This is a genomic window from Caballeronia sordidicola (genome assembly GCF_001544455.2).
Lineage (GTDB): Bacteria > Pseudomonadota > Gammaproteobacteria > Burkholderiales > Burkholderiaceae > Caballeronia > Caballeronia sordidicola.
Map to the genome: position 1 here is coordinate 1 of NZ_FCOC02000011.1, position 24,490 is coordinate 24,490.

The 24,490-nt window shown below is 61.0% G+C and carries 19 protein-coding genes and 5 pseudogenes; 14 read left to right on the forward strand and 10 right to left on the reverse strand.

The window, feature by feature from the left end:
* From AWB64_RS17750 to AWB64_RS31610, 7 genes and pseudogenes are all read left to right on the forward strand, one after another.
* Positions 1-201: pseudogene (locus tag AWB64_RS17750) on the forward strand (IS21 family transposase); the annotation flags it as partial.
* 136 nt (positions 202-337) lie between these two features.
* A complete protein-coding gene (locus AWB64_RS17755; RefSeq protein ID WP_060856760.1) occupies positions 338-2,200 on the forward strand; it encodes a hypothetical protein in 1,863 nt (620 codons plus the stop codon).
* A 318-nt stretch (positions 2,201-2,518) separates the two neighbouring features.
* Positions 2,519-3,706, forward strand: a pseudogene (locus AWB64_RS17760) (LLM class flavin-dependent oxidoreductase).
* Between the two features lie 79 nt (positions 3,707-3,785).
* Complete coding sequence (locus tag AWB64_RS17765) at positions 3,786-4,868, forward strand: porin (RefSeq protein WP_060856761.1); 1,083 nt, start codon at positions 3,786-3,788, stop codon at positions 4,866-4,868.
* 10 nt (positions 4,869-4,878) lie between these two features.
* Positions 4,879-5,766 carry an aspartate dehydrogenase gene (locus AWB64_RS17770; protein ID WP_082850529.1) on the forward strand — a complete coding sequence of 296 codons (888 nt, stop codon included), beginning with the start codon at positions 4,879-4,881 and terminating at the stop codon, positions 5,764-5,766.
* Between the two features lie 239 nt (positions 5,767-6,005).
* Positions 6,006-6,239, forward strand: a pseudogene (locus AWB64_RS32300) (transposase domain-containing protein); the annotation flags it as partial.
* A 190-nt stretch (positions 6,240-6,429) separates the two neighbouring features.
* Complete coding sequence (locus AWB64_RS31610) at positions 6,430-6,588, forward strand: hypothetical protein (RefSeq protein WP_157766651.1); 159 nt, start codon at positions 6,430-6,432, stop codon at positions 6,586-6,588.
* 111 nt (positions 6,589-6,699) lie between these two features.
* Here AWB64_RS31610 and AWB64_RS17775 read toward each other — a convergent pair whose 3' ends face one another.
* From AWB64_RS17775 to pcaD, 7 genes are all read right to left on the reverse strand, one after another.
* Complete coding sequence (locus tag AWB64_RS17775; protein ID WP_244164102.1) at positions 6,700-7,581, reverse strand: amidohydrolase family protein; 882 nt, start codon at positions 7,579-7,581, stop codon at positions 6,700-6,702.
* 89 nt (positions 7,582-7,670) lie between these two features.
* Positions 7,671-8,879 (reverse strand): sugar ABC transporter substrate-binding protein, encoded by a 1,209-nt coding sequence (locus tag AWB64_RS17780; protein WP_244164103.1) that lies wholly within the window; start codon positions 8,877-8,879, stop codon positions 7,671-7,673.
* Positions 8,880-8,931: 52 nt separating this feature from the next.
* The gene (locus AWB64_RS17785) at positions 8,932-10,002 is read right to left on the reverse strand and encodes an ABC transporter permease (RefSeq protein ID WP_060856764.1); all 1,071 of its coding nucleotides are present in this window, start codon (positions 10,000-10,002) and stop codon (positions 8,932-8,934) included.
* Positions 9,999-11,018 (reverse strand): ABC transporter permease, encoded by a 1,020-nt coding sequence (locus AWB64_RS17790; RefSeq protein WP_060856765.1) that lies wholly within the window; start codon positions 11,016-11,018, stop codon positions 9,999-10,001. Before AWB64_RS17790 ends, AWB64_RS17785 begins: the two co-directional genes overlap by 4 nt.
* A complete protein-coding gene (locus tag AWB64_RS17795) occupies positions 11,015-12,544 on the reverse strand; it encodes a sugar ABC transporter ATP-binding protein (RefSeq protein ID WP_060856766.1) in 1,530 nt (509 codons plus the stop codon). Before AWB64_RS17795 ends, AWB64_RS17790 begins: the two co-directional genes overlap by 4 nt.
* A complete protein-coding gene (locus AWB64_RS17800; protein ID WP_060856767.1) occupies positions 12,537-13,295 on the reverse strand; it encodes an SDR family NAD(P)-dependent oxidoreductase in 759 nt (252 codons plus the stop codon). Before AWB64_RS17800 ends, AWB64_RS17795 begins: the two co-directional genes overlap by 8 nt.
* A 23-nt stretch (positions 13,296-13,318) precedes the next feature.
* A complete protein-coding gene (gene pcaD / locus AWB64_RS17805) occupies positions 13,319-14,119 on the reverse strand; it encodes a 3-oxoadipate enol-lactonase (protein ID WP_060856768.1) in 801 nt (266 codons plus the stop codon).
* A 227-nt stretch (positions 14,120-14,346) separates the two neighbouring features.
* Between pcaD and AWB64_RS17810 the strand changes: the two genes are divergently transcribed.
* Positions 14,347-15,039 (forward strand): GntR family transcriptional regulator, encoded by a 693-nt coding sequence (locus AWB64_RS17810; protein ID WP_060856769.1) that lies wholly within the window; start codon positions 14,347-14,349, stop codon positions 15,037-15,039.
* Positions 15,036-15,725 (forward strand): MBL fold metallo-hydrolase, encoded by a 690-nt coding sequence (locus AWB64_RS17815; RefSeq protein WP_060856770.1) that lies wholly within the window; start codon positions 15,036-15,038, stop codon positions 15,723-15,725. The genes AWB64_RS17810 and AWB64_RS17815 overlap by 4 nt, the downstream gene beginning before the upstream one ends.
* Positions 15,726-15,796: 71 nt before the next feature.
* Here AWB64_RS17815 and AWB64_RS17820 read toward each other — a convergent pair whose 3' ends face one another.
* Positions 15,797-17,323, reverse strand: a complete 1,527-nt coding sequence (locus AWB64_RS17820) for a D-arabinonate dehydratase (RefSeq protein WP_060856771.1) — start codon at positions 17,321-17,323, stop codon at positions 15,797-15,799.
* A gap of 142 nt (positions 17,324-17,465) precedes the next feature.
* On the opposite strand from AWB64_RS17820, the gene AWB64_RS17825 reads away from it, so the two are divergent.
* The 5 genes and pseudogenes from AWB64_RS17825 to AWB64_RS17845 all read left to right on the forward strand — a co-directional run bounded on the left by AWB64_RS17825 (position 17,466) and on the right by AWB64_RS17845 (position 22,197).
* Complete coding sequence (locus AWB64_RS17825; protein ID WP_060856772.1) at positions 17,466-18,182, forward strand: FadR/GntR family transcriptional regulator; 717 nt, start codon at positions 17,466-17,468, stop codon at positions 18,180-18,182.
* Positions 18,183-19,264: 1,082 nt separating this feature from the next.
* The gene (locus tag AWB64_RS17830) at positions 19,265-19,831 is read left to right on the forward strand and encodes a carboxymuconolactone decarboxylase family protein (RefSeq protein WP_060856773.1); all 567 of its coding nucleotides are present in this window, start codon (positions 19,265-19,267) and stop codon (positions 19,829-19,831) included.
* A 63-nt stretch (positions 19,832-19,894) separates the two neighbouring features.
* Positions 19,895-20,671, forward strand: coding sequence for an enoyl-CoA hydratase/isomerase family protein (locus AWB64_RS17835; protein ID WP_060856774.1), 777 nt, complete (start codon positions 19,895-19,897; stop codon positions 20,669-20,671).
* Between the two features lie 55 nt (positions 20,672-20,726).
* A pseudogene (locus tag AWB64_RS17840) lies at positions 20,727-21,399 on the forward strand (peroxiredoxin-like family protein).
* An 83-nt stretch (positions 21,400-21,482) separates the two neighbouring features.
* Positions 21,483-22,197, forward strand: a pseudogene (locus tag AWB64_RS17845) (SDR family oxidoreductase).
* Here the strand turns inward: AWB64_RS17845 and AWB64_RS17850 are convergent.
* On the reverse strand, positions 22,174-23,106 hold the full coding sequence (locus tag AWB64_RS17850) for a LysR family transcriptional regulator (protein WP_060856775.1): 933 nt from the start codon (positions 23,104-23,106) through the stop codon (positions 22,174-22,176). The pseudogene AWB64_RS17845 and the gene AWB64_RS17850 sit on opposite strands and share 24 nt — an antisense overlap.
* Before the next feature lie 213 nt (positions 23,107-23,319).
* Positions 23,320-24,435, reverse strand: coding sequence for an alkene reductase (locus AWB64_RS17855; protein ID WP_060856776.1), 1,116 nt, complete (start codon positions 24,433-24,435; stop codon positions 23,320-23,322).
* Positions 24,436-24,490: the final 55 nt, after the last annotated feature.

Below are 24,490 nucleotides of genomic sequence, written 5' to 3' on the forward strand. Positions count from 1 at the left end.
ACCGCGCTTGGCGGCCGACGCTTCGACTCTATTGAGGAACAGAACGCGTTTCTCGTGCGCTGGGAAGCGAACTGGGCATCCAAGCGCTTGCACGGCCGCGCCCGCCGTCAGGTCGAGGCGATGTTCCAGGAGGAGAAGCCGCACTTGCGGGCGCTGCCCCTGGCAGGATTCCGCTACTTCGAGCAGGTCGTTCGCACCGTACTCTTCTAGCACCAACAGATCTGCATCGCCAACGCTTCGGTTGGTAACTTTTCGGCTCGACCTGGATGCAATTCTTCTTGTCCGGATAGTTGTTGCTGTACTATCCCGAGCCAATAAACCGAAAGACAGATTTTTAATGACAAAAAACCTGGTGGATATAGGAAGAATGTTTCGCGGGAATACCAAATACTTCCAAAGTGTCGTCGCATGCGTTTTCGGTCTGTCTCTTATAATTTTTTATGCGAACCGCATGCCGACATCGGGAGACCTAGTCGCTCACTTCTTGCTGGTTGACGAGATCATGCGGCATGCAGGCGTCCGACCAGCTCCCGTCCCGAACATCGGTGCCATGGCGCTATATCCTCCGGGCGCCCATTGGCTAGCAGCGATCGTTGGCTGGGCTCAAGGATCCGGCCTTCTCGGAATGGTCGTCGTCTCGATCGTATCGGTCTTCGTCGCCTATCTCCTCATTGTGCATCTCGTCGATCCTGCTTCGCCTGCGAACGTAATCGCCTTCGCAGTGTTGCTGAGACTGCTTGTAAGGACGCACGCGCAAATCGGCTGGGAGATATCTGGGAACTTTTTTTATCCGCAAATCGTGGCCGACGTAATTTTCTTTTCCGTCCTGCTATGGCTAACTCATAACAACGGCGTGCTGTACCGCGCGCCAGTGGTCGTCGGGGCCGGCGCTCTTGCAATGTTTGTGCAACCGCTCGTGGCATTGCACATTCTTGCTGCGGGATCAATGCTGTTCGCCTATGATTCTCTCGCGCGATGGGTCAAGACCCGCCGGGTCCCTTCGGCCTCGATACTGGGAGCAATCGGGGTTGCCGGATCAGCCGTCTTAATGGCTTTTTTTCATCCGTCGTTTAGGGCAATGAGGCAGATCGCACAGCATGATGGAGGACTCGACCTCGGCATCCGATATCCTATGGCGGCAGCGGCAGGATGTAGCCTACTTGGTCTAGCCAGCCTTTGGAGGCACTTCTCGGGTCACGCCAAAGAAGACGATGCCGTGCTAGGTTCCGCTCTCGTCGCTTCAGTGTGTCTCGCATTTACGCAATTAGCGGCACTTGAGTTGGCTGGAGAGGGGTCAACTTATGCTGTAAAGAAGCATATGTTCATCATCGTCACGCTGGCAGCGGTAAATGCGGCGAGATTGATTGGTCAGAGCACCTCAAGGTTCGAGCGGCGTTGGCCGATTGGCTGGTTGATTTCCCCTGTGATTGCGGCAGCGATATCAGTCACCATCCTCAATACGTTCACCGCGCCGATAGCGCCTGCAATAAGGGCAATCAAGTATGCCAACACAGCTATCAAGAATCAAATTTCAGGATTTGTCCCTGGCGATGTTGTGGCGCTTGATTCACAAAATCCATTAGTAAGTCTAATGGTGACGATGGGACCGTTCCAACATCCTTATACGTGGTTTGGAGCAGGCTCGCCGACATTAGGTGCCAAACTAATTATGGTACCGAGAGACCGGAGCATTGATGCCAAATGTCCGTCTCGTTTTGCAGAAACTTATGACTATGTAATCGTAGCAGCGGAATGTCTAAAAAAATATACGGTTGGCAAGATGTTAGATTTCACGCTAAATGGTGATGGTCGTTTTTTTCTTGGCGATGGCTGGGGTATGCCAACAGGATCCGGGACCGTTTCTGATGGATCAAAAGAAGCCTTTATCAATCTGCAGCTTACCCGTTCGCATCCAAGCGAATATCTATTAACGGTCGATGCGGACGTGTTTCTGAACAAAGCTCATCCAACCCAGACTTTCGATGTAAAAGTCAATGGTGATCCAGTAGCGACGTGGACCTTCGATCTCAATAACTACAGCAGTTTAAAGGCGGCTGTCGTTCCTGGGGCCCTGGTACCCGGCGACGTCATGAAAATTTCAATCAGCGCGCGAGACCCGATCTCAGCGCATGAGATCGATCCGTCATCCTCTGATCCGCGAACTTTAGGATTAGGGCTAAAAAGGTTGACAGTAGATTAAGTCGTCGCGTCAGGGTTTCTGGACCGACTCCTCATCGGCAAGGCGACCCAAAAAGGCTTCCGCCGATTTTGAGCGATCAGGCCACTATCGCGGGAGACTCGCCGCAAATGCAAATGCTCGGTGTCACGATATCGCTGGTCTACAGCGGAAAGGCGTAGTGTATAAATAGAAGCGCCCGAATCGGCTGTCACCGAGCGGGCGCTAGCGGCTCAGAACCCCAACCATCACGAAGGGAAACCGAATCGTGTACAAGACTACCAACGTGCCCAGTTTGACAGTTCCGCGCACGCCGAAAGTTTTTCCTGTGGTCCAAGAGTTATGTCAACGGAACCCGCAACACAATCAACACCCCGCGCGCCAGCGCTACAAGGCCCGCTCGATTTTCCGGACAGCCCTCTGTCGAAGGCCGGCCGTGAGCCGCTGATGCTCGGCCTGTTCCTGCCGACGCAGACCGGCGGTTTCTCCCAATCGACCTATCCGCGCGGTACGGACTGGACTTTTGACTACAACCGTGCCTTGGTGCTGAAAGCGGAATCGCACGGTTTGACTTCGTGTTCGGCCTGCAGCAATGGGTGCCCAAGGGCGGTTTCGGTGGCGCCTCACATTACCGGGAAAACTTCCTTGATCTTTTATGTCGACCGTCGCGTTGAGTGCGATGACTAAACGCATTATCACGATCTCGACAGTACACATCCTATATGGCAGCTGGCATCCGCTACATCTCGCGCGCTTCGCGGCGACCGCCGATCATATTTCAGGCGGCAAGTTCGGGCTGAATATCGTGACAGGTTACGATGCGGCCGAACCGCTGATGTTTGGGATGAAGCGGATCGCGCATGACGAGCGCTATGAGCGTGCGGACGAGTTCGCATCGGTGATGGAGACCTTGTGGAGGGCAGCGAAAACGTTACCCATGAAGGTCGCTTCTATCAGCTCGAAAACGCGTATGTGTCGCCGCGGCCGCGTTACGGCCGCCCGATCATGGTGTCAGCGAGCGCGTCCCAGGCCGGTTTCGAGTACGCAGCTCGGCATTCGGACGTGGTGTTCACGTCGAGTCCGGCCGGGGCGGTGTTCGAGCGTGCGATCGAGGCGCTGCCAGAGCATGTGAAGCGGATTCGCGCACCGTATGCAGACACGGGGCGCTCGCCAAAAGTGATCATTTTCCCCCTCGTCATTTGCAAGCCGACGCGGCAAGAGGCGTTCGCGTATCGCGACGCGATCCTGGCGCAGGCAGACTACGAGTCGGTCAGGGCGTACACCGCGCGTCACTCGGGCGGCGATGCGCAGGGATGGAAGGAACACGTGCCGGCCGACCGGATTCTCGGCGGTCACATCCAGATTGTCGGCGACCCCGACGACGTGGCCGACGCGCTGCAGAAACTGCATGAAGCGGGCATCGACGGCGCGCAGATCGGCTTCTATGATTATGCGCCCGAACTGGATTTCTTTGCTGCGAACGTGCTGCCGTTGCTCCGAGCGCGAGGACTGAGGCTCGAGCACGAGTAGGAATCCGGAACCACGGCGCGGACCGGCTTATCTAGAAGCCGGTCACGTCTTTTTACATATTAAATAAATAGGATAACTAATGATAAAAAGAAAAATATACAGTGCTGCCGCACTGGCGTGGTTTGCGGCTGGCGCCCACGCGCAAAGCAGTGTGACGCTGTATGGCAGTATCGACGAGGGGGTGACGTACAACACGAATGCCAAAGGCAGTGGCACGGCACTCGCGGGTCCAATCGCTGTGCCTGATTTCTTTGGCTTGCGCGGCAGCGAGGATCTCGGGAATCATCTGAAAGCGGTGTTTGCGTTGCAGCACGGGTTTCTCTCCAATACCGGCGCCGGAACGATCGGTAATGAGGCGTTCAGCCATTTTGCATACGTGGGCTTGTCTTCACCCCAGTACGGTACGTTCACGATGGGTCGGCAACTTGACCTGACGACCGAGGCGCTGCGGCTCAATTCGAACGGCAGTATTCAGTACACGTTCTATCTGTTCCACCCGGCGAATCTCGACAACATCGGGATCATGGGCGATTCGATCAACAATTCGCTGCGTTATACGACACCGGAAATCGGTGGACTGACTGCGAGTGCTATTTACGGCCTGGACGACACGGTCACGCAACCGGGGCATGTGTTTTCCGCCGACGTGTTGTATAAGAATGGTCCGTTCCGTGCATCGGCGGTGTATAGCAGTTGGCGCAACCACGCGATCGATGTGGGGTCGAAGCTCGGCTATTCGAGTTTCCTCGGACAATCGCTCGCCACTGGGGCTGTTTTTAGTGCGAGGACACAGCGCATCAGCGGCCTGTCCGCGTTCTATTCAATCGGCCAGAAAGTGGACCTGCATGGCATGCTGACTCAGGTGAACTTGGGAACGGACACTGCTTCGGGTCGCATGCGTACGGTCGAGGCGGGCGCTGATTTCCATACCACTGTAGCAAACACCGTCAACGTCGGCGGGTATCTGTCATGGCTGACTGATACACGGTACGCGGAGGTGGGTGTCGGCGATATGTACAAGCTTTCGGTGCGGACCACGGTCTATGCGCAGCTCGCGTGGCAGCACGCAAGCGGCTCAGGCAATGCTGCCATCCCCCTGCTCGCACCGTCGTCCAGCGCTAATCAGGCGGCGTTGCGCATCGGCATGCATCACTTCTTCTGACGAGCGTTCAATGGATACTCAAGCGTCTGCAGACATACCAGGTGTGAGTCGCCGCGCGCTCGTTACGTTGATCGGCTTCGGCGCAATAGGCTCGACTGTGTTCGACGCGTTCGTTGACGATCCTGATATTGCCATCAGCCAGATAATCACATCGCCACGCAGCGTCGAAGCGGTGCAGCGCCGTGTCGGCACGTCGGTGGTGGTGGTCAGCTCAGTCGACGAACTACCTCAAAGGCCGCAGTTCGCGCTCGAATGTGCGGGGCATCGCGCAATCGGCGACCACGTAATTCCGCTTCTACGTCGCGGCGTTGACTGCGCGATTGCCTCCGTCGGGGCGCTCACTGACGATGCCCTTCGCGAAGCACTCAACGCTGCCGAGGTGGCTGGAGGCACGCGCGCGGCGCCCCTATCAGGGGCGGTCGGCGGTATCGACGCGCTGTCGGCTGCGGCGGTCGGCGTGCTTCACGAAGTTCGCTACACCGGCCGCAAGCCGGTTGACGCCTGGCGCGGCACGCTCGCCGATGCCGCTGGCAGGCTCAATGCCGTTTGTGGGGCGACCGTGATTTTTGATGGCACAGCTGGCGAGGCAGCGCGGCTTTACCCTAAGAACGCGAACGTCGCCGCGGCGGTGGCGCTGGCAGGCATCGGCTTCGGGCGTACACGTGTGCAGTTGATCGCTGATCCTGCTGCAACAACCAATACTCACATCGTTTGGGCACGCGGCGTATTCGGCGAGCTGCGCGTGGAGATCGACGGGAATCCGTCAGCGCAGAACCGGAAAACTTCCGCGTTGACGGCATTCAGCGCGATTCGTTTTCTGCGCGACCAATGTCTTGGACCACACACGGTCCGGACGTCCAGGAAAGAGCGTTTTCAAGACACGCGGGATTCAGATTAGCATTCTTAGTGACGCGTTCGGCATCGTACCCCAGGTCGATTAAAGTGCCCCGCCAAGTCCCAAACCTCCTGCACCGGCGTCGATGAACGTATGTGCGCTAACCACGTATTACTGGGGTTCTGGCGCAGTAGCCGATCTGCTATGGTGGCCGGTCCCGAGACGAGCAATGTAACGAATGATTAAGACCCAACGCCGCTGTGAGCAAGGCGCTCAAACGGCGGCATTATCCGCTGGACATAATGCTGACATGCGTGCGTTAGGATGTGGCCTATCCATTGAGTCTACGTCATCTGGAAGAAATGATGTCCGAGCGGGCAGTGTCGGTCGATCATTCGACGGTGCACCGGTGTGCTATCCAGTAGCCCCCTGCGCTCGGTAAGGCATTCGGACCGCGCAAGAAAAAGATTGGTCGAAGCTGGCGAATGGACGAGACCTACATCAAGGTCAAGGGCGAATGGAGGTGTGTGTCACGAACACAAGCGAGGAGCTTGTGATGCTGTACTAAAGACGGAAGTTGGCTTTCCGAAGCCGGCCTGCAGGGGCATGCTTCAAACCGCCCGGTGCTGCTGCGTTCAAAAGGCGTGGTAGTGAGCGACCGTGGAAAAGTCAGCCGTTGAGGATGGCAGGTAAGTATTGAGAAGATGAACGAAAGTGAACCCTCCGATGACGCATCGTTATTGCCTTAAAGCGCTGTCCATGCTGGCGACCACAATGCTCGGTCCGGCGCTTCGTGGACTGCTGGTGTGGGACATGAATGGAACATTTGATGAAGTTTATTCAATACCAGTGATGCAAGCCGCACGCGAAATGATGACGCCGTAGTGGGCAAGCACGTGCGTTATGCGCCGACCCTCGACTGTGTGCATATCAGTTCGTTCGGATTTGAGGGCGGGAGCGCGTTACGAGAGGGGATCAAGTAATGATCGAAGTCGGCTAAACCGTGTATGGCTCGAAGTCATACAACCGCTCCGGGTTGTCGACAAAAATCGCTTGTCGTAGCGACGCGTCGTTGACCCATTCACCAAACTGGTCGACAAGATCGGTGTCGTCGGGCATGGGTACGGGTATCGATGGGTGCGGCCAGTCGGTGCCCCATACGAGCTGATGCGGGTTCGCACCGATCAAGGCCTCGACGAAGGGCCGGGTGTCTTCGAAAGGCGTAGTCTGTCGGCTCGTGCTTCGATAGGTTCCCGACAACTTCACCCACGCGCGTCCCTCGCGCACCAGCGCAAGGAGATTCTGGAAACCCGCATTGCGGATGCCCTTGTTCGCCGGCACATGGCCCAGGTGATCGAACACGGCCGGCACGCGCAAGCGCTGAACCAGCGCGGGGAGATCGTCGATCGTCGAGACGTCGGCGAGAAACTGCAAGTGCCAGCCGAGTTCGCTGATGCGCTGCGCGAGCGTGCTTGCCGTGTCCATCGCCAGGCCCGCGCCGAACAGCAGGTTCAGCCGCACGCCGCGCGTGCCGAGACGATGAAATTCAGCAAGTTCGGCATCCGTGACGCTCGGCTCGACCACTAAGACCGCACGCATCGGTATCCGGCTCGCGGCCACCGCCTGCAGGCTGCGACGGTTGTCCATACCGTATGGGCTTGGCTGGACAATCACCGACCGCGCGATGCCCAGGGTCTGCGCCAGATGCTCATAGTCCGCAAGCGGCGCATCGGGCGGTGTATAGCTGCGTGCCGGCGCATACGGCCATTCGCTCGCCGGTCCGAATACATGGAAATGGCAGTCGACGGTACCGGGCGGCAATGGACTTCTTGGCGCGCGTGAAATCGCACGCGCCGGCTCACACACGGGATTGATCACGATTCAATGTTCCTTGGCGCGGGGAATCAGGAAGCCCGTCGCAGACGCCCGCGCCTTTGGTGCGACGCTCGGGGCTTCATAAGGCTTCTTCAAGGCTTGACCGTCGCGGCCACCTTGGTCAGTTTGAACAGGTCCGCGGGCGCCTCGCAATGCGCACAATTTACGCCAGGAACGTTCGGCGCCTGCTTGATGACATCGGCAGGCAGCGGCTGGATCGTCGCGCTTGGCGTCGGTGTGCCGTGCAACGCAGAGCTGAGCGACAGCTCGGGTGTGAGCACCGGATCAAACACTTCGGTGTTAAACGAATCGGGTACCTTGGTCGACGGGAAGGCATTACAGCCGTTGGTGAAGGTGTCCCCTGTGCACACCTTCACCTGGGCCGCCGGTACCCACGGCAGCGGATACTCGATGTTATGCACCGCCACCTTGCGTTTGCCGGTCAGCTCTTCCATCATCAACTTGAACGCGTAACCGGACACGTTGATCGGGTCTCCCGACGATATTCCATCAAGGCCGCGCTGCTTCAGATCGGCGTTGGCGAGCGCAAGACGAAAGCCGTTGGTGTTCTCGCCCGTTACCGGCACGAGCTTTTTCTGACCGCTTGCGAGCATCGCGGCCACGATGCCGTCCTCGCCGTTTTCGCCAAAGATCGCATCGACGTCCGGGTGTGCCGCAAGCGCCTTCGCTGTCTCCTGCTGCGTAGTCTGGCTGTTCCACATGCCGTAGTACTCGGCCACGATCTTGATGCCTGGATACTTTTTGAACACACTCATCGCGCCGTCGTAGTTCATTTTGTCGACAGAGTTGCCCGCGACGCCGCGATCGATGAACACATTGCCCTTGCCGTTAAGCTTGTTGACGAGCCATTGGGCGGTATTTGGTGCGAAACCGGCTGTGATGTAACTGACCGTGCGCGCGCATGGCTCGGTCACCGTGGCACTGTATGTGTAGACCAGCACGTGTTTTTCGCAAGCCTCGTGGATCGCGCGGTTCAGGCCGGTCGACGAGATCGGGAAGGTGATGATCGCGTCCGCGCCCGCCGACACCATGCTCTGGTATGCGGCCGCTTGCGCTTGTACGTCGGTGCCGGAAATGACGGTTTTCAGATCAACGAGCTTGTCGTAAGGCGGTGTCGCGGCGAGCGCCTTGATCAGGTTCGAGGTCTCGGTCTGATAGCCGTTGCCGCTGTAGCTCATGCTGAGGTAAACCTTGTATTTCTTCGGCGCAGTCTGCGCCTGAGAAGGCGCGACTGCGCCGACCAGCATGGCGGCGGCGAGCGCGAGCGAGCAGGTCTTCAAGCGTGTGCTGGAATTCATGTTTCCTCCTGATGGTGTCCGGGTAGGCCGGTCTTTAGGGTTGTGTTCTGCTTCTGAAACCACTGCGTTTGATGAGAAGTGCGAAATCGTCGCGCAGCAACACCAGGGCGACGAAGATCACTGCGCCGTAGATGATCGTGCGCCAGCCTTCGGCAATACCGAGCGACGACACGATGGTGGACAGCGTGGTTAGCAGGATCGCGCCGGCTGCGGCGCCCAGATAGATGCCGCGTCCTCCGACGATCGACGTCCCGCCGATCACCACCGCCGCAACCGACGGCAGCAGGTAGCTCTGGCCGAGCGTGAGCGTGACGCCGCGCACGTAGCCGAGCATCAGAATGCCGGCGAGGCCCGCGCTTGCGCCGCTGATGGCATAGGTCGCGATGGTGAGCCGGTGTACGGGCAGGCCTGCCACGTGCGCCGCGGTCGGGTTTGTGCCGAGCGCGTAGACCTTGCGGCCGAAGCTCGTCCGCATCTGCAGGAAGCAGCCGGCCGCAGTGCCGAGCACCATCAGGTACAGGATCGGGGCGCCGAGCGGCGTGCTCACGAACAACGAAGAGAGGGCAGCAGACGGCTGGCCGGCCGGCGTGCCTTGCGTGAAGCCGAGCGTGACACCATAGAGGATCACACCCATCGCCAGCGTCATGATGAACGGCGGAATCTTCACGAGACTCACGCCGATGCCGCTGCACGCACCGAGCGCGCCGGTGACCGCGAGGATCGCGGGCACGCCCCACACGACGGCCGAATCCGCACCGCCGATCCACTTGAACGCGAGCACGCCGCCCAGGGTCATCATCGAGGCGACGCTCAGGTCCAGGCCGCCGAGCAGGATCACCATCTGCTGGCCGAACGCGACCACCATCAGGAAGCTCGAGATCACGAGGATGGCCTTCATCTGCGCGAGGCTGCCGAAGTTCGGGCCGAGCACGCGTGAGGCGGCAATCAGCGCGAAGGAAATCGCGAACAGCGCGATGGCGGTGCGCACGTCGCGGTCGAGCCGGCTGAACCAGCCTGGCGCGGCTTCGCCGCCACGGGTATCGGCGGGGCGGCCGCTGGTGTCATTGGCGCCGTTGCTGCCGTTGGTCAAGGGCGTCTCGGTCATGCGTGCACCTCTTCGCGTGAGCTGAAGCGGGCGAAGAACACCGCCACCACCACCGCCGCGATCATCACTACACCCTGGAAGATGCCGGTATAAAACGATGACACGCCGGTGGAGAACAGCACCTTCTGCAGCAGCGTCAGGGTCAGCGCGCCGAGGATCGATCCCGCCACGCCGCCGCGTCCGCCCGAGAACGAAGTGCCTCCCAGCGCAATAGCCGCGAACACCAGCAACAAATACGGTTCGCCCGCGTTCGGCGTGCCCGTGGAGGTGAGGGCGCTCAGCATGAAGCCGGCGAGGCCATAGCAGACGCCCGCGAGCATGTACGCCACCAGCTTGATCCGCTTGACCGGCACGCCGGCCAGAACCGCAGCGGTTTCGTCGGCGCCGGTGGCGTAGAGGCCGACGCCCCAGTCGGTGCGGCGCAGCACGCGCCAGATCGCGTACGTCACCGCTGCGATCACAAGCGAGACCGGCACGATGCCGTGAATGCGGTCAGTCATCGTGTAGATCATGAAGTCGGAGACGTTGCCGCCGGGGGCGTCGAGGATTAGCAGCGCGGCGCCTGAGCAGACGATCATCGACGCGAGCGTGAGCGCGATGGATTGCAGGTTCCAGTACGCCACCAGGTAGCCGTTGATCGCACCCACGCCGGCGCCGGCCGCCATCGCGATGGCCACGCCCTGCAGCGCGCCCCACGGGCCGTCGCCGCCGTGCACCGCGACCAGCACGTTGGTGAGCGAAACCACGCCCGCTACCGAGAGGTCGAAGCCGCGCGTCAGCACGACCAGCGTGCCGCCGGCCGCCGCCAGCGCGAGCGGCAGACTGTTGTTGAAGATGTCCGTGATGACCGTGGCGCTCAGCGCGTCGGACTGCGTTGCCGCGAAGATCACGGTCATCACCGCGAGGATCACGACAATGATCGTGGTGCCGTCGCCAAGCAGACGCCGGGACAACGGCTCGGGGCGCAGCATGGCGGCCGCACGCGAGCGGCCGGAAGAGGGACGTGCCTGGTTCATGATGCGTGGGCTCCGTGTCCAGCCGCAAGGGCGACGAGGCGCGCCTCGGAAAGTTCGTCGCCGGACGCTTCTCCCGCGATGCGTCCGCCGTAGACGACCGCGCAGCGGTCGACAAGATGGATGAGTTCGGCCAGTTCGGTGGAATAGATCAGCGCCGCGCCGCCTTCTGCGACGAACGCGCGGATGACGTCGTAGATCAGCGCCTTGGTGCCGACATCGACGCCGCGCGTCGGGTCGAACAGGACCAGGTAGCGCGCGCCCGACATCAGCACGCGGCCAATCAGCGCCTTTTGCTGGTTGCCGCCGGAAAGCGCGCCGATCTTCAGCTTCAGGTATCGGCTCGAAAGGTCGACGCGTGCCGCTTCCTGGTTCACGGCGGCCCGCTCGCGTGCGCCGTTGACCACGCCGAAGTGGCCCAGCCGGCCGAGAATGGGCAGAGTCATGTTGCTGTCGGTGCGCAGGCTGAGGAACACGCCTTCGGTCTTGCGTTCCTCGGGCACGAAGCCGATGCCGGCTTTTGCCGCGTCAGCCGGAGTAGCCAGGCGTACGGACTTGCCGTCGATACGGATCTGTCCGCCGCGCACGGGCGTGAGGCCCGCGAGCATGCGGAACAGGTCGCGCTGTCCCTGGCCTTCCAGACCTGCGACGCCGACTATTTCTCCCTTGCCGACGGACAGCGTGATGTCGTTCACCGTACCGCCCGCGAGCTTGGTCACCCCGAACGCTTCCGCTCGTGCCACTGTCGATACGCTGCGCGCCGCGTGCGATTCGCGCGCGGCGGAGCCGACCATCATCTTGAAGATGCCGGCGTCCTCGATGCCTGCAAGCGACACCGTGCCGATGCTTTCGCCGTTGCGCAGCACCGTGCCGCGACGGCACAGCCGGCGCACTTCGGAAAGCCGGTGCGAGATGTACAGCACGCCGGCGCCGGCCGCGGTCACGCGCGCGAGGATATCGAAGAGCCAGGTCGGATCGGAGAGCGCCGCGGTGGGTTCGTCCAGCACCAGAAGACGTGGCCGACGAGCCACCGCGCGCATGATCTCGACGCGCTGTTTTTCGGCTAGCGAGAGCGCGCGTACGTACACACCCGGATGAATGTGAGCGAGGCCGTACTCCGCCAGCATTGCAGCGGCGCTCGCTTCGCTTGCCTTCACCGAGACAAGGCCGGCCGCGCCCTTTGCCTGCCGGGGCAGCATCAGGTTTTCGGCCACGCTCAGGTTCGGCAGCAGGCTCAACTCCTGGAATGCGGTCGAGACGCCGGCGGCGCGGGCGGCCATCGGATTAGCCGGCGTATAAGCGCGGCCGTCGAGCGTGAGCGTGCCGGTGTCGGGAGCGACAATGCCCGAGAGCACCTTGACGATAGTCGATTTGCCCGCGCCGTTCTCGCCGAGCAGCGCATGGATCTCACCCGGCTCGATGTCGAAAGACACGCGGCGTACCGCGACCGTCGCGCCGTAGGACTTGGCGATGTTCTGGATGCCGAGGATCGCCGGTGCGCCCTTGGACTGCACAAGAGCGTCAGCCATTGTAGACACCGCCGTCGATGCCGAAGGACTGCGCGGTGACGTAGGCCGATTCGTCGGAAGCAAGGTAGACGAAGAGTGGCGCGATTTCGTCGGCGCCGGCCTGGCGGCCGAGTGGCACGAGTGCCGCGATCTTTTCGTGCTGCGCGTTCGCGCCGCCCATGAAGTCGATGGCCGGCTGGTTGAACGCGGTATCCACCCAGCCGGGACAGATCGCATTCACGCGGATGTTGTCGGGTGCGAGTTCGAGCGCGAGCGCCGTCGTGAAGGCGATCACCGCGCCCTTGGAGGCCGAATAAGCGACCAGTCCCGGGCCGCCGCGCTTGCCCGCAAGCGACGACATATTGATGATCGAGCCTTTACCCGACTGCTTCAGATGCGGGATCGCGTGCTTCGCGCCAAAGAAATGCGCGCGCGCGTTCACCGCAAAGAGCGCATCCCAGTTGGCCTGATCGAATTCCGCGATCGCGCCCGAGCGCTGCAAGCCGGCGTTCTGTGCGAGCGCGTCGAGGCCGCCCAGCCACTCCACGCCGCGCCCGATCAGGTTGGCGACGCTCGCTTCACTTGTCACGTCGACCTGTACGAAATGTGCGGCGTCGCCGAGTTCCGCAACTACCGCGCGGCCGGCTTCCTCGGCTATGTCGCCGATCACCACGCGCGCGCCTTGCGCAATGAAGCTGCGCGCCGCTTCCTTGCCAATGTTGCCAATAGCGCCCGTGATGATGATGCGTTTTCCGAAGAGACGGCCTGCCATGAGGAACTCCTGAATGGAATGGGTTACCGGCTGCGCGAATTCGCGAGCAGGAAGCTTTCGATTGCCGGATTGCACAACTGCGGCTGCTCCATGGTCGGCATGTGCGCCGCACCGGGAATCGTGATCAGCTGGGCGTTGGGGATAGGACGAGCGATGCGTTCTAGGACAGGTAGCGGCGTCGAAGTATCGTCTTCACCCGCCACGACCAGCGTGGGGACGGCGATGCGGCCGATCACAGCGGCGGCGAGATCCATGTCGCGGATGGCGGCGGCGCAGCCGGCATAGCCGTCGAGTGAAGTGCCGAGGACCATTGCGCGCATCTTCTGCATCAGTTCGGGCTGCGCGCGCTTGAACGCGGGCGTGACCCAACGGTCGACCGATGCTTCGGCGAGCGGCGCTACGCCGATATCGCGCACTTCTATCACGCGCGCTTCCCACAACCCCTTCGGCGCCTCGCTCGTGGTAGCACACAGCGTGAGGCTCATCAACCGCTCGCCGTGCCATGCGCCCACGTATTGGCCGATCATTCCGCCGAGCGACAACCCGACGTAGTGCGCCTGCTCGATGCCGAGGTGGTCCATGAGGGCGAGCACATCGGCGGCGAGCAGGGCGAGCGAGTAGTCGCCGGGCGTGGCGCTGGAGCCGCCGTGGCCGCGGATGTCATAGCAGAGTACGGTAAAAGAGCGCGACAGCGTATCGAGCTGCGGCGCCCACATCGACAGATCCGCGGCGAACCCGTGACTCAGGATCACGACCGGCGCGCCGGGCTTGCCGGTCAGCGTGTAATGGGTCTGAATGCCGTTAGTGTCGGCCCGTGCTTCCATGTCTCCGATTCCCCGATAAGCGTTTTGCTCAGCGCTTTTCCAGCGAGCTGGAGCTAATGAAAACCGAGTGTCGATTTTGTCGCCAATTTTGTCAAACGTATTTGCGTCAAGGTAAACGCCAATATTGGCGCAACACGATGGAGGTAGAATGCGCGGACGTATAGGCAGCCGGAAGCGTCGGAGAGTGGCGCGGCGAGAACGACGAGAAAACTATCGAGGGAAAGGGTTTGGTCACGAAAACGGACGCACAGGCGGCGCAACTTGTGGAAGGCATCAAGTCGGACATCATCATCGGCCGGCTGCGTCCGCATCAGCGATTGGTCGAGGAAGAGATCAGCGCGCAGTTCAACGTTTCGCGGCATGTGTCCCGAGCGGCGCTCGTGCTTCTTGAACGCATGGGACTGGTCACGCGTCGGCCCAATCGCGGCGTAATCGTGCGCGACTTTTCCATGGAACAGGTCGAGCAGATCTATGAGGTCAGGATGATCCTGCAGCGCGAGGCAGCGAGCCGTGTGCCGATGCCGGCGCGGCCCCACGATCTCTCGCAGATCGAAGCGATCCATGCGGAATACTGCCGCGAGTTGGACGCGGGCAACCTGCTGCAGGTCAACGTGCTCAACGACGCGTTCCACCGGCGCATCTGGGCGACCTGTCCCAATCTTTACCTGGCCGAGACGATCGAGAAGCTGTGGGTCGAGACGACCGGGATCCGCTGGTACGGCGTCGGCGATCCGCAATTACTGTCGCATTCGCGCGAGCATCACGCCACCATGATCGAACAGTTGCGAAGCGGCGACCGCGACGGTTTCATGGCGCTCGCCGTTGATCACATCATGCCGCCGCTGGACGCATTCAGACGCGCGCACCGGGCCAGTTCCATGTTCGGCGCGGCGGTGTTACAGGAGCGTGAAACCGGATGAATCCGACCTACGAGATCCTGGTGCAGGGCAACAACCTGCGCCTGAAGAACGATTTCCTGGGCATTGCCAACGTCACCCTGATTCGCGGACATGACGGCCTGACGCTGTTCGACACCGGCGGCTATATCTCGCGCCTTGGTCTGCTGAAGGCGCTGCGCGACCGCGGCATTGAGCCCGCCGACATCAAAACAGTCTTTCTCTCGCATTTGCATTTCGACCACGCGCACAATATCGACCTGTTTGCGAATGCGCGCTTTGTCGTCAGCGAACGTGAGTGGGAATACGCGGCGTGTCCGCATCCGGAAGATCTGTTGCTGCCCTGGGGGATTCGCGAGCAGCTCTCGAAAGGCAAGGTCGAGTTCATCAAGGGCGAAGGGCAGTTGGACCGGGGCGTGCACTTCTTTCCGGCGCCCGGCCATACGCCCGGCTGCTACGGACTTGAACTGGACACCGCCGACCGGGGCCGCGTGATCATCGCCGGCGACGCGATCAAATACGCTAAGGAAGCGATCCTCAAGCGTTGCGACATGGCCTTCGACGAGGTCGACGTTGGTACGCGCACGATCAAGCGGATCCTCGAACGAGCCGACCGGATTGTGCCGGGTCATTTCCCCGAGTTGATCCGCCAGCCGGACGGCAACTTCAGTTGGGAAGAGTCCGCGCCGTTCGAACTGCTGATTCGCTAGCGCCGCTTGAAAAGCGAACGGGCCGCCACGAGTCGGCCCGTTCACAACGTACTACGTACTACATCTGCGCACTACATCTGCGCGCCGATCATCCAAGGCACAAACTCGTCATCGCCCACGCCGAGGGCTTCGCTGCGGCTCGGCTCTCCCGATGCGACCCGCAGGATCGCATCGAAGATTTCCTGGCCCTTCTGCCGCACCGTGGCGCTGCCGTCCATGATGTCGCCGCAGTTGATGTCCATGTCGTCGCGCATGCGGTTGAACATTTTCGTGTTGGTGGCGAGCTTGATGGAGGGTGCGGGCTTGGCGCCGAAGCACGAGCCGCGTCCCGTGGTGAAGACCACGAGATTCGCGCCGCTCGCGATCTGGCCGGTCGCACCCATTGGATCGTAGCCGGGCGCATCCATGAAAACGAGGCCGTGGGTATCGACCGGTTCGGCGTAGCGGTACACACCCATTAAAGGCGTCGAACCGCTTTTCGCGACCGCGCCAAGCGACTTTTCGAGGATCGTGGTGAGGCCTCCGGTCTTGTTGCCCGGCGTCGGATTGTTGTCGATGCTGCCTTTCTCGCGCTGCGCGTAGTCCTCCCACCAGTGAATCCGCTCGACGATCTTTTCGCCCACTTCACGCGAGACGGCGCGCCGGGTCAGCAAGTGCTCGGCGCCGTAGATTTCGGGCGTTTCGCTGAGGATAGCGGTGCCGCCGTGCTGCACCAGCAAGTCGACGGCCGCGCCCAGCGCCGGGTTCGCCGTAATGCCGGAGTAGCCATCCGAGCCGCCGCATTGCAGCGCGATGCTCAAGTGCGAGACCGGCAGCGGTTCGCGTTCGACGCGATTGGCCGCTGGCAGCATCTCGTTGACGGCGGCGATGGCCGCGTCGATGGTCTTCTGCGTACCGCCGAGTTCTTGCATGACGAGGGGCACGATCATCGAGCCGCTTTCCACGTTCTCCGCAACGAAAAGAGCACCCATCTGGTTTGCTTCGCAGCCGAGTCCGATCACGAGCACGCCAGCGAAATTGGCGTGCTTAACGTAGCCGCCGATCGTGCGGCGCAGTTGCTGGATGCCTTCGCCGTTATGGTCGATGCAGCAGCCGAAGCTGTGCGTGATGGGCACGACGCCGTCCACATTCGGATAGGCAGCGAGCGCGCCGGGTGCGGCGAAGTGCTGCGCCACGCGCTTGCTCACCGTAGCGGAGCAGTTCACGGTGCTGACTACGCCAATGTAGTTGCGCGTCGCGACGCGTCCGTCGGCACGGCGAAAGCCCTGGAACGTCAACGGCTGCGCCGCCGGGGCTACAGCCTTGACGTCGCTGCTGAACGCGTAGTCGCGGTCGAACGAGCCGATCGACATGTTGTGCGTATGGACGTGGTCGCCCGGTACGATGGCGTCGGTCGCGAAACCGATGATCTGACCATAGCGGCGTACGGCTTCGCCGACGGCGATCGGGCGCAGCGCGATCTTGTGCGCAGCCGGGACGTCGGCGCGCGCAACCAGGCCGCCGAATTCGGCGAGCGTCGTGCCGCTGGTGAGCGCATCGCGGGCAATGGCGACGTCGTCTGCGTCGTCGAGTTTGAGCGCGCGTGAAAGTGGGTCCATCATCGTTCTCCAGATCCATCGAATGTAGTGTGGGCGCCGATTTTTGCGGACACCTGAGGCAGGTCCGTCGGCTGGGAGTCATACTGCGATAATCGCGTGTCGACAGGAAATTGGTCGGACCACAAGGGAAGGCGGAGGACTCATGGCAACGGCTGGCATCACTCGCGCGGCGCTTGCGCATGTAATCAGGAAACTGGAAGACAGGATCCTCGACGCCAACTGGCGCAAGGAAACGCGCCTGCCTTCGGAGCGGGAGCTGGCAGCCGAATACGCCACCTCACGCGCCACCGTGCGCGAGGCGATCCAGCGTCTCGTCACGCGCGGCTTGCTGGAGACCCGTCGCGGCAGCGGCCTCTTCGTAAGCGCCCAGCAGCCGGCGCGCCTAAGCGCGCCTTGGCTGCAGTTGATCGCGGAAAATCCGCCAGTGCGGGGGGACACGCTGGAGTTTCGCCTGATCTTCGAATGCGCCGCCGCGCGTTTCGCGGCGACACGCGCGACTCCCGATCAACTGACTGAGATGGCATCGATTCTGGAGCGGATGCATCATGCAGTGCACGCACGGGACGTCGAAGCGGAGGCGCGCGCCGATGCCGAATTTCACGCGGTCCTTGCAACGGCGTCGCACAATCTGATGCTGAGCCATTTCTATGCGAGCGTGATCACTTTATTGCGCGAGCACATCACGAACAATACGTACGAGGCGTCGCATATCCAGCTCGACGGGGGAGAACTGGCACTGACACGCCTCGCCCAGCACAAGGCGATATATCGGGCCATACGCGCTCGCCGGCCCGACGCGGCCTTCAAGGCCATGCATGCGCACATTGATTTTGTCGGCAAGCAGTTCGCAGCGACATGATGGTTGGTACCGCCAAGCATTGGCTGGGAGCAGAATGTGAGTTTTATGGCAGGGTTCGAATGACTGAGGCGACCGGGTCATGGGATATGGTTGAGTCGAGCGGCGCGCGATTGCCATCGGTGCAAGTTGCCGTCTTTGTTTGCGCTGTAGTGAGTTTGAAAACCTCATTCTGGTAATGCGAACAAAAGGATAGTTGCCGCCCGCTTTTGCTGCATTAATTACGAATGCTCATACCTTACTCCTTTGATCGTGGCGTACTGTGCTCGTGCTGTCAGTCTTGAAATCGCAGCAGCACACATAAATTGGAGTTACTCGATGGGCCAACCATACGGGCGTTCACAGAGCGCGGGGAAGAGGTTGCAAGCGTCGCGTCAACCCCCAACGGGAAAGCCGGCGCAACGCACCAATAAAGCACTGCATAAAGCCTGTGCCGCCGCGGGAGTCAGCGCAGACGGCATCCGTTATCAAAACGCGAGTGTTCAAGTTGCTCGTCAACGCTGGGGGTGCCGAGAATCTTGCTCTCACGCTCGATTCATACTTGGCGCCCACTTCGGAGCCGGCAAACGGTGAGCGATTTACAGTCGAGACTGCGTTTTTCACATGGAAGCAACGCTGCGATTGCCGCGCGGGTTTTTTGATCAACCGTACCCTGTATTGACTCCAGAGTGCAACCCTATTGCTTTAACCCATGGGCTCGGGCTGTGTTTGCGGGAGGGAGTGGCAAGCGGCAGCTGGTTTGTCTCCTACGACGCCTGCACCCGCAAACGGTCCGACCTAAGCGCAACCTAAGCAGCGAAATCGGATCACGCCATCTGCGTTTAACTTTTTATTCAGGAGGAAACGATGTTGGATCCGACTATCCCTACTTCGCCCATTACGGTGCCGGATGCGCCATCGCCGAATGCACCGGTAGACCTCCCAGATGTCCCGGCGCGTCGACCGTCAGCCGCATCCGGTCTGTTCGTTCAATGCTGCCCTCGCTTTATGCCTGTCAGGAATGGGTGTTATCGACGGCACCTGCCTTCTTGGGATTGGCGCTGACGCTCATCATTTGCTCGTCGACAACACGCAGGAGCAAACCGATGAGCAACTTCCTAACCTACACGATCAATGACGCACCGGCCGATTCGAAGGCCAGCCTCGAAGACACGAAGCGCGCCTTTGGCTTTGTCCCCAACCTTCAGGCGAACATGGCGGAATCGCCAGCGCTGATAGCAGGTTACTCGGCGCTGTGGGACCTTTTTTCGAAAAGCACGCTGACGCCGCACGAACAGCAGATCGTCTATCTCACATCGAACTTTGAGAACAACTGCCACTACTGCATGGCCGGCCACAGCACGCTGGCAAAGATGCTCAAGTTGGATGCAGGCGTGATCGCCGCGCTGCGCGCCGGCACGCCGCTGCCCGATGCAAAGCTCGAAGCGCTGCATCGCTTCACGACGCTCGTGGTGCGTGAGCGTGGCTTGGTCCCGGACGGCGAAGTCGACGCATTCCTCGCTGCTGGCTACACCCGTCAGAATGTCCTCGAAGTGATCTTGGGCGTAGCGACCAAGGTGATGAGCAACTACACGAACCACATCGTCCACACCGAACTCGACGGCTTCATGGCGGGTAATGAGTGGACTAAGCCAGTCGCCGTCGCGGCTTAAGCCGTCGCCGGGAGCACTTGCGGCTCCGTCCGACCCCATACGGAATCTCTCCGAGGATGCGCAATGTCCACGTTCGACCGGTATTCAAACGCGTACTCTAACGCCAGACTGACCCGCACGCCAGACGGCGTGCTCGAAGTTCGCTTCCATACCGACGGCGCAAAGCTCGTCTTCAATGGCCATACTCATGAACAGTTCACCGATATGTTTCACCAAATCGGCGAAGATCCGGATAACCGCGTGGTTATCCTGACGGGTAGCGGCGACGCATTCATGGACGCGATTTCGCCGGAAGGTTTCGATTTCTTTACGCCGCGTGGCTACGACAAGATCTTCCGCGAAGGGCGCAAGATCCTGATGAACATCCTGGACATCGAAGTCCCGATGATTGCCGCGCTGAACGGCCCGGTCCTGCTGCATTCGGAATACGTCCTGCTGTGCGACATCGTGGTGGCCACGCCCGAGACGGTGTTCCAGGACATGCCGCACGCCGCATTCGGCATCGCTCCGAATGATGGCGTCCATCTGCTGTGGCCGGACATGATCGGCAGCATTCGCGGCCGGTACTTCGTGCTCACGCAGCAAAAGCTTGATGCTGCGGAAGCAAAGTCGCTGGGTGTAGTCAATGAGATCGTGCCTGCGGATCAATTGCTGGATCGTGCGCATGCCATCGCCGCGACTATCGCAAAGCAGCCACCGCTCACCACCAAATACACCCGCATCGGCCTCACCCAGCGCCTGCGTCGGGTGATCGACGAAGGCATCGGCTACGGCCTGGCGCTGGAAGGTATCACCGCAGCCGAAGTGGCGCGCATGGCAGCAGCGCAAAACGCCGCCTGAATCCACTGACCTTTCAATTCCGCAATTCCTTTATTCCTCTCGACGGAGAACGCTCATGTCACTGCAAGACAGACTCGACGCATTCCGGGCCGACTTCAAAGCAGGCAAGCCGCCGTTCAATGCGCCCCCGCAAATTCATCCGGTGATGGAACGCGCCACGGCAGAATTGATTGCGAGCGGCCATGCGGGTCGCGCGATCAAGGCCGGCGACCCGCGCGCCGCATTTCAACCTGAAAGATCAGAACGGCAATGACGTGTCTTCCGCCGCGCTGCTGGTGAAGGGCCCGCTGGACGTGACGTTTTATCGCGGCGTCTGGTGCCCGTACTGCAATATCGAATTGCAGGCGATCAACGAAGTGCTGCCGCAGATTCAGACATATGGCGCGAACGTCGTGGCGATCTCGCCGCAGACGCCGGTCAATAGCCGCAAGTCTGTGCGCACCAACGAACTCGGCTTCCCGGTGCTGAGCGACGTGAATGGTCAGACGGGCGCTGACTTCGGATTGCGTTTCGCGTTGCCCGACTATCTGGTCGAGTTGTACAAGAACCTGAAGAACGATCTGCCGGCGTTTAACAACGACCCGAGCTGGACCTTGCCGATGCCCGCGCGCTACGTCATCGGACAGGATGGCATCGTGCTGTATTCCGAAGTCAACCCGGATTACACGCGTCGTCCCGACCCGTCGGACATGTTCCCGGTTCTGGAAAAAGCGACGTCCAGCGCCTGAGCTTTATCGCTAAACGCTTACCACGCCGCGCCGGAGAACCCGGCGCGGCTTTTCGATTCCTTCCGGTTCGTAAAGGGCATTTGATGACACAGCGTACATTTCTCGTAACAGGCGCGACTAAGGGCATTGGCCTCGCGTTAACAGAACGGCTGCTTGCGGACGGCCACCAAGTCGTGGGTCTCGCGCGCGAAGCAAGCGATTTCCCAGGCGAACTGGTCAGCCGATCTTGCCGACCATGCCGCAACGAGTGCGGTATTGGATGATCTGGTGCGCCGTCACGCGTTCGATGGCGTGGTGAACAATGTCGCGCTCGTCAGACCTCAGCGTCTGGGTGAAGTCGTGCTCGACGATCTCGACGACGTCCTCGCGCTGAATCTTCACCCCGCCGTGCAGACCGTTCAGGCGCTGCTTCCCGGTATGCGGGCGCGTGGCTGGGGACGCGTCGTGAACATTTCCAGCCTGACGATTCTCGGCATGACGCAACGCACGGCCTATGCCGCGGCGAAAGCCGCGTTGGTGAGTTTTGCGCGATCGTGGGCACTGGAACTGGCTGGCACGGGCATTACGGTGAATGCCGTCGCACCAGGTCCGACAGAGACCGCGCTGTTTCGGGCGAACAATCCGCCGGGGAGCGCGGGCGAGAAGCGGTATCTGGCCTCAGTGCCGATGGGCCGCTTCGGTAAGCCCCATGAAATTGCCGCGACGATTGAATTGCTTCTGTCTGACGCGGCCGCTTTCATGACCGGTCAAACGCTGTACGTCGACGGTGGAGCATCAATCGGCAAGCTCGCTTTCTGAGGACGTACCGCCCGGGCTGCTGCCAGCGGCACCGAGTATCTCTTCCACGAAGGCGACAAAGGCGCGTGCCTTCGCACTCACCAGGCGCCCGGCCGGGAATACCGCCCACAGGTCGATCGAGGGCAATTCCCAGTCGATCAGTACCGCCTGGACCGAGCCGTCGGCGAGTTCCGGCGAGAACATCCATTCCGACGCGATTGCCAAGCCCATGCCGCCGAGCAAGGTCGTACGCATGCCCTCGGCGGCGCTCACGCTGACGCGCCCCGATACCACCACCGCCACTTCCTTTCCCTGCTGGCTGAACGCCCACGACTCGCCACCGCCTCGCAACGAATACACGATCACCTGATGCTGGCTGAGCTCCGCAGGCGTCTTCGGCACGCCCGCTTCGGCGAGATACGCGGGCGTGCCGACAACCAGCCGGCGGCTTTGCGCAAGGCGGCGCGCGGTCATGGTCGAATCGTCGAGCGATCCCATACGCAACGCAACGTCTACGCCTTTTTCGAGCAGGTCGATGGTGCGATCGTCCAGTACGATATCGATCTGCAGATTGGGGTGCCGGTCCAGAAAGGTCTTGAGAGCGGGCAGGATGTGCAGGCGCGCGAAGGTCACGGCGGCACTGATGCGAAGCGCACCGGACAGCCCGGTAGACACGTCGCGCGCGACATGCTCGGCAAGGTCCACTTCCTCGATTGCGCGCCGCGCGTGTTCGTAGAAACGCTGACCGGCATCGGTGGGCGTCAGCCCGCGTGTCGAGCGCAACACGAGTCGCACGCCGAGTCGCTCTTCGAGTTGCGCGATCGACTTCGAGACGGCCGGTTGCCCGAGTTTGAGCCGCTTTGCGGCTGCCGAGAACGAGCCCGCCTCCACTACGCTGACGTACGTTTCCATTGCTGCCATCCGGTCCATGCTGCTACTTCTCCTTGAAGGACCTTGAAGTCCGTATCGCGACTGAGAGGTTTTCAGCCGGAAGTCTATTGCGTCAGAACCAGGTCGATGTAATTGTGGGTGTCGGGCAGTCTTTGTAATCTGCATCGCAATTCACGGAAACGATTCGCTGAAATAAACAGCCCCGCCGCAGGTGATCCTGCGGCGGGGCTGTTCACAACGCTCGCTTCCGGTTCAGATAACCAGCGCGGTGCTGTGGAAGGGATAATCGGTGTAGCCGTGCGCATTGCCACCGTAGAACGTCGAGCGGTCGTAACGGTTCAGTGGCGCCCCGACGCGCAGTCGCTCGGGTAGATCCGGATTGGAGATGAACAGACGCCCGAACGCGACGAGATCGGAGTCGCCTGCCTCGATCATGCGATGCGCGCTGTCCGCAGTGAAGCCGCCTGCCACGATGAGCGTGCCTTTGAACACGCGCCGCAAGTCTTTCGCCGAGACCGCCGACACCGCTGCGGCGACGTCATCGTTACCGCGCACGCGTGGTTCGATCACATGCAGATACGCTAGTCCATAGCCATCCAGACGACGCGCGACGTAGCCGAACGTTGCGTGCGGATCGCTATCGGACATCGTGCCGTACGAACTTCCAGGCGAAAGACGAACCGCGATCTGGCCAGCGTCCCATACCGAACCGATTGCATCGAGCACCTCGAACAGGAAACGCGCGCGGTTCTCAAGCGAGCCGCCGTATGCATCCGTGCGGTGATTCGAGCCGTCCTGCAGAAACTGGTCGGGCAGATAACCATTGGCTGCATGCAATTCGACACCATCGAAACCGGCCTGTTTCGCGAGCACCGCCGCGTGACGGAATGCTTCGATCACGCCCGGAATCTCTTCGAGTGCGAGGGCACGCGGGAACACCTGTTCGACCTCGATAATCTGGCCGTTTTCGTCATGGATTGCCGAATGTTCATAGGCACGCACGGCAGAAGGCGCGACCGGCATTTCTCCGCCGATGTTGGCGGGGTGCGCCTGTCGTCCCGCATGCCACAGTTGCAGGAAGATACGTCCACCTTTTTCGTGGACGGCGTCGGTGACGCGTCGCCAGCCGCGCGCATGTCCTTCGGTGTAGATCCCCGGTGCGCCCGCATAGGCGAAGCCAAGTGGAGACACCGATGTCGCGTCGGAAATCAGCAAACCGCCCGACGAGGCGCGCTGCGCGTAGTAATCGACCATCAGATCGCCGGGAACATTGTGCGCGTCGGTGCGCATCCGTGTGAGTGGCGCCATGACGACGCGGTGGCTGACCGGATAGGGACCGACCTGAGTTTGGGTAAAGAGGGTGTTCATTGCGCGTTACCTGAGAAAAGGGAAAAGACCTCTGGATCTTCAGGGCAAGCGCGAA

Excerpts from the sequence above, each read along its gene's own strand:
- AWB64_RS17755 (WP_060856760.1), top strand. The coding sequence starts at position 338 with ATGACAAAAAACCTGGTGGATATAGGAAGAATGTTTCGCGGGAATACC.
- AWB64_RS17765 (WP_060856761.1), top strand. The coding sequence starts at position 3,786 with ATGATAAAAAGAAAAATATACAGTGCTGCCGCACTGGCGTGGTTTGCG.
- AWB64_RS17770 (WP_082850529.1), top strand. The coding sequence starts at position 4,879 with ATGGATACTCAAGCGTCTGCAGACATACCAGGTGTGAGTCGCCGCGCG.
- AWB64_RS31610 (WP_157766651.1), top strand. The coding sequence starts at position 6,430 with ATGACGCATCGTTATTGCCTTAAAGCGCTGTCCATGCTGGCGACCACA.
- AWB64_RS17785 (WP_060856764.1), bottom strand. The coding sequence starts at position 10,002 with ATGACCGAGACGCCCTTGACCAACGGCAGCAACGGCGCCAATGACACC.
- AWB64_RS17790 (WP_060856765.1), bottom strand. The coding sequence starts at position 11,018 with ATGAACCAGGCACGTCCCTCTTCCGGCCGCTCGCGTGCGGCCGCCATG.
- AWB64_RS17795 (WP_060856766.1), bottom strand. The coding sequence starts at position 12,544 with ATGGCTGACGCTCTTGTGCAGTCCAAGGGCGCACCGGCGATCCTCGGC.
- AWB64_RS17800 (WP_060856767.1), bottom strand. The coding sequence starts at position 13,295 with ATGGCAGGCCGTCTCTTCGGAAAACGCATCATCATCACGGGCGCTATT.
- pcaD (WP_060856768.1), bottom strand. The coding sequence starts at position 14,119 with ATGGAAGCACGGGCCGACACTAACGGCATTCAGACCCATTACACGCTG.
- AWB64_RS17815 (WP_060856770.1), top strand. The coding sequence starts at position 15,036 with ATGAATCCGACCTACGAGATCCTGGTGCAGGGCAACAACCTGCGCCTG.
- AWB64_RS17820 (WP_060856771.1), bottom strand. The coding sequence starts at position 17,323 with ATGGACCCACTTTCACGCGCGCTCAAACTCGACGACGCAGACGACGTC.
- AWB64_RS17825 (WP_060856772.1), top strand. The coding sequence starts at position 17,466 with ATGGCAACGGCTGGCATCACTCGCGCGGCGCTTGCGCATGTAATCAGG.
- AWB64_RS17830 (WP_060856773.1), top strand. The coding sequence starts at position 19,265 with ATGAGCAACTTCCTAACCTACACGATCAATGACGCACCGGCCGATTCG.
- AWB64_RS17835 (WP_060856774.1), top strand. The coding sequence starts at position 19,895 with ATGTCCACGTTCGACCGGTATTCAAACGCGTACTCTAACGCCAGACTG.
- AWB64_RS17850 (WP_060856775.1), bottom strand. The coding sequence starts at position 23,106 with ATGGACCGGATGGCAGCAATGGAAACGTACGTCAGCGTAGTGGAGGCG.
- AWB64_RS17855 (WP_060856776.1), bottom strand. The coding sequence starts at position 24,435 with ATGAACACCCTCTTTACCCAAACTCAGGTCGGTCCCTATCCGGTCAGC.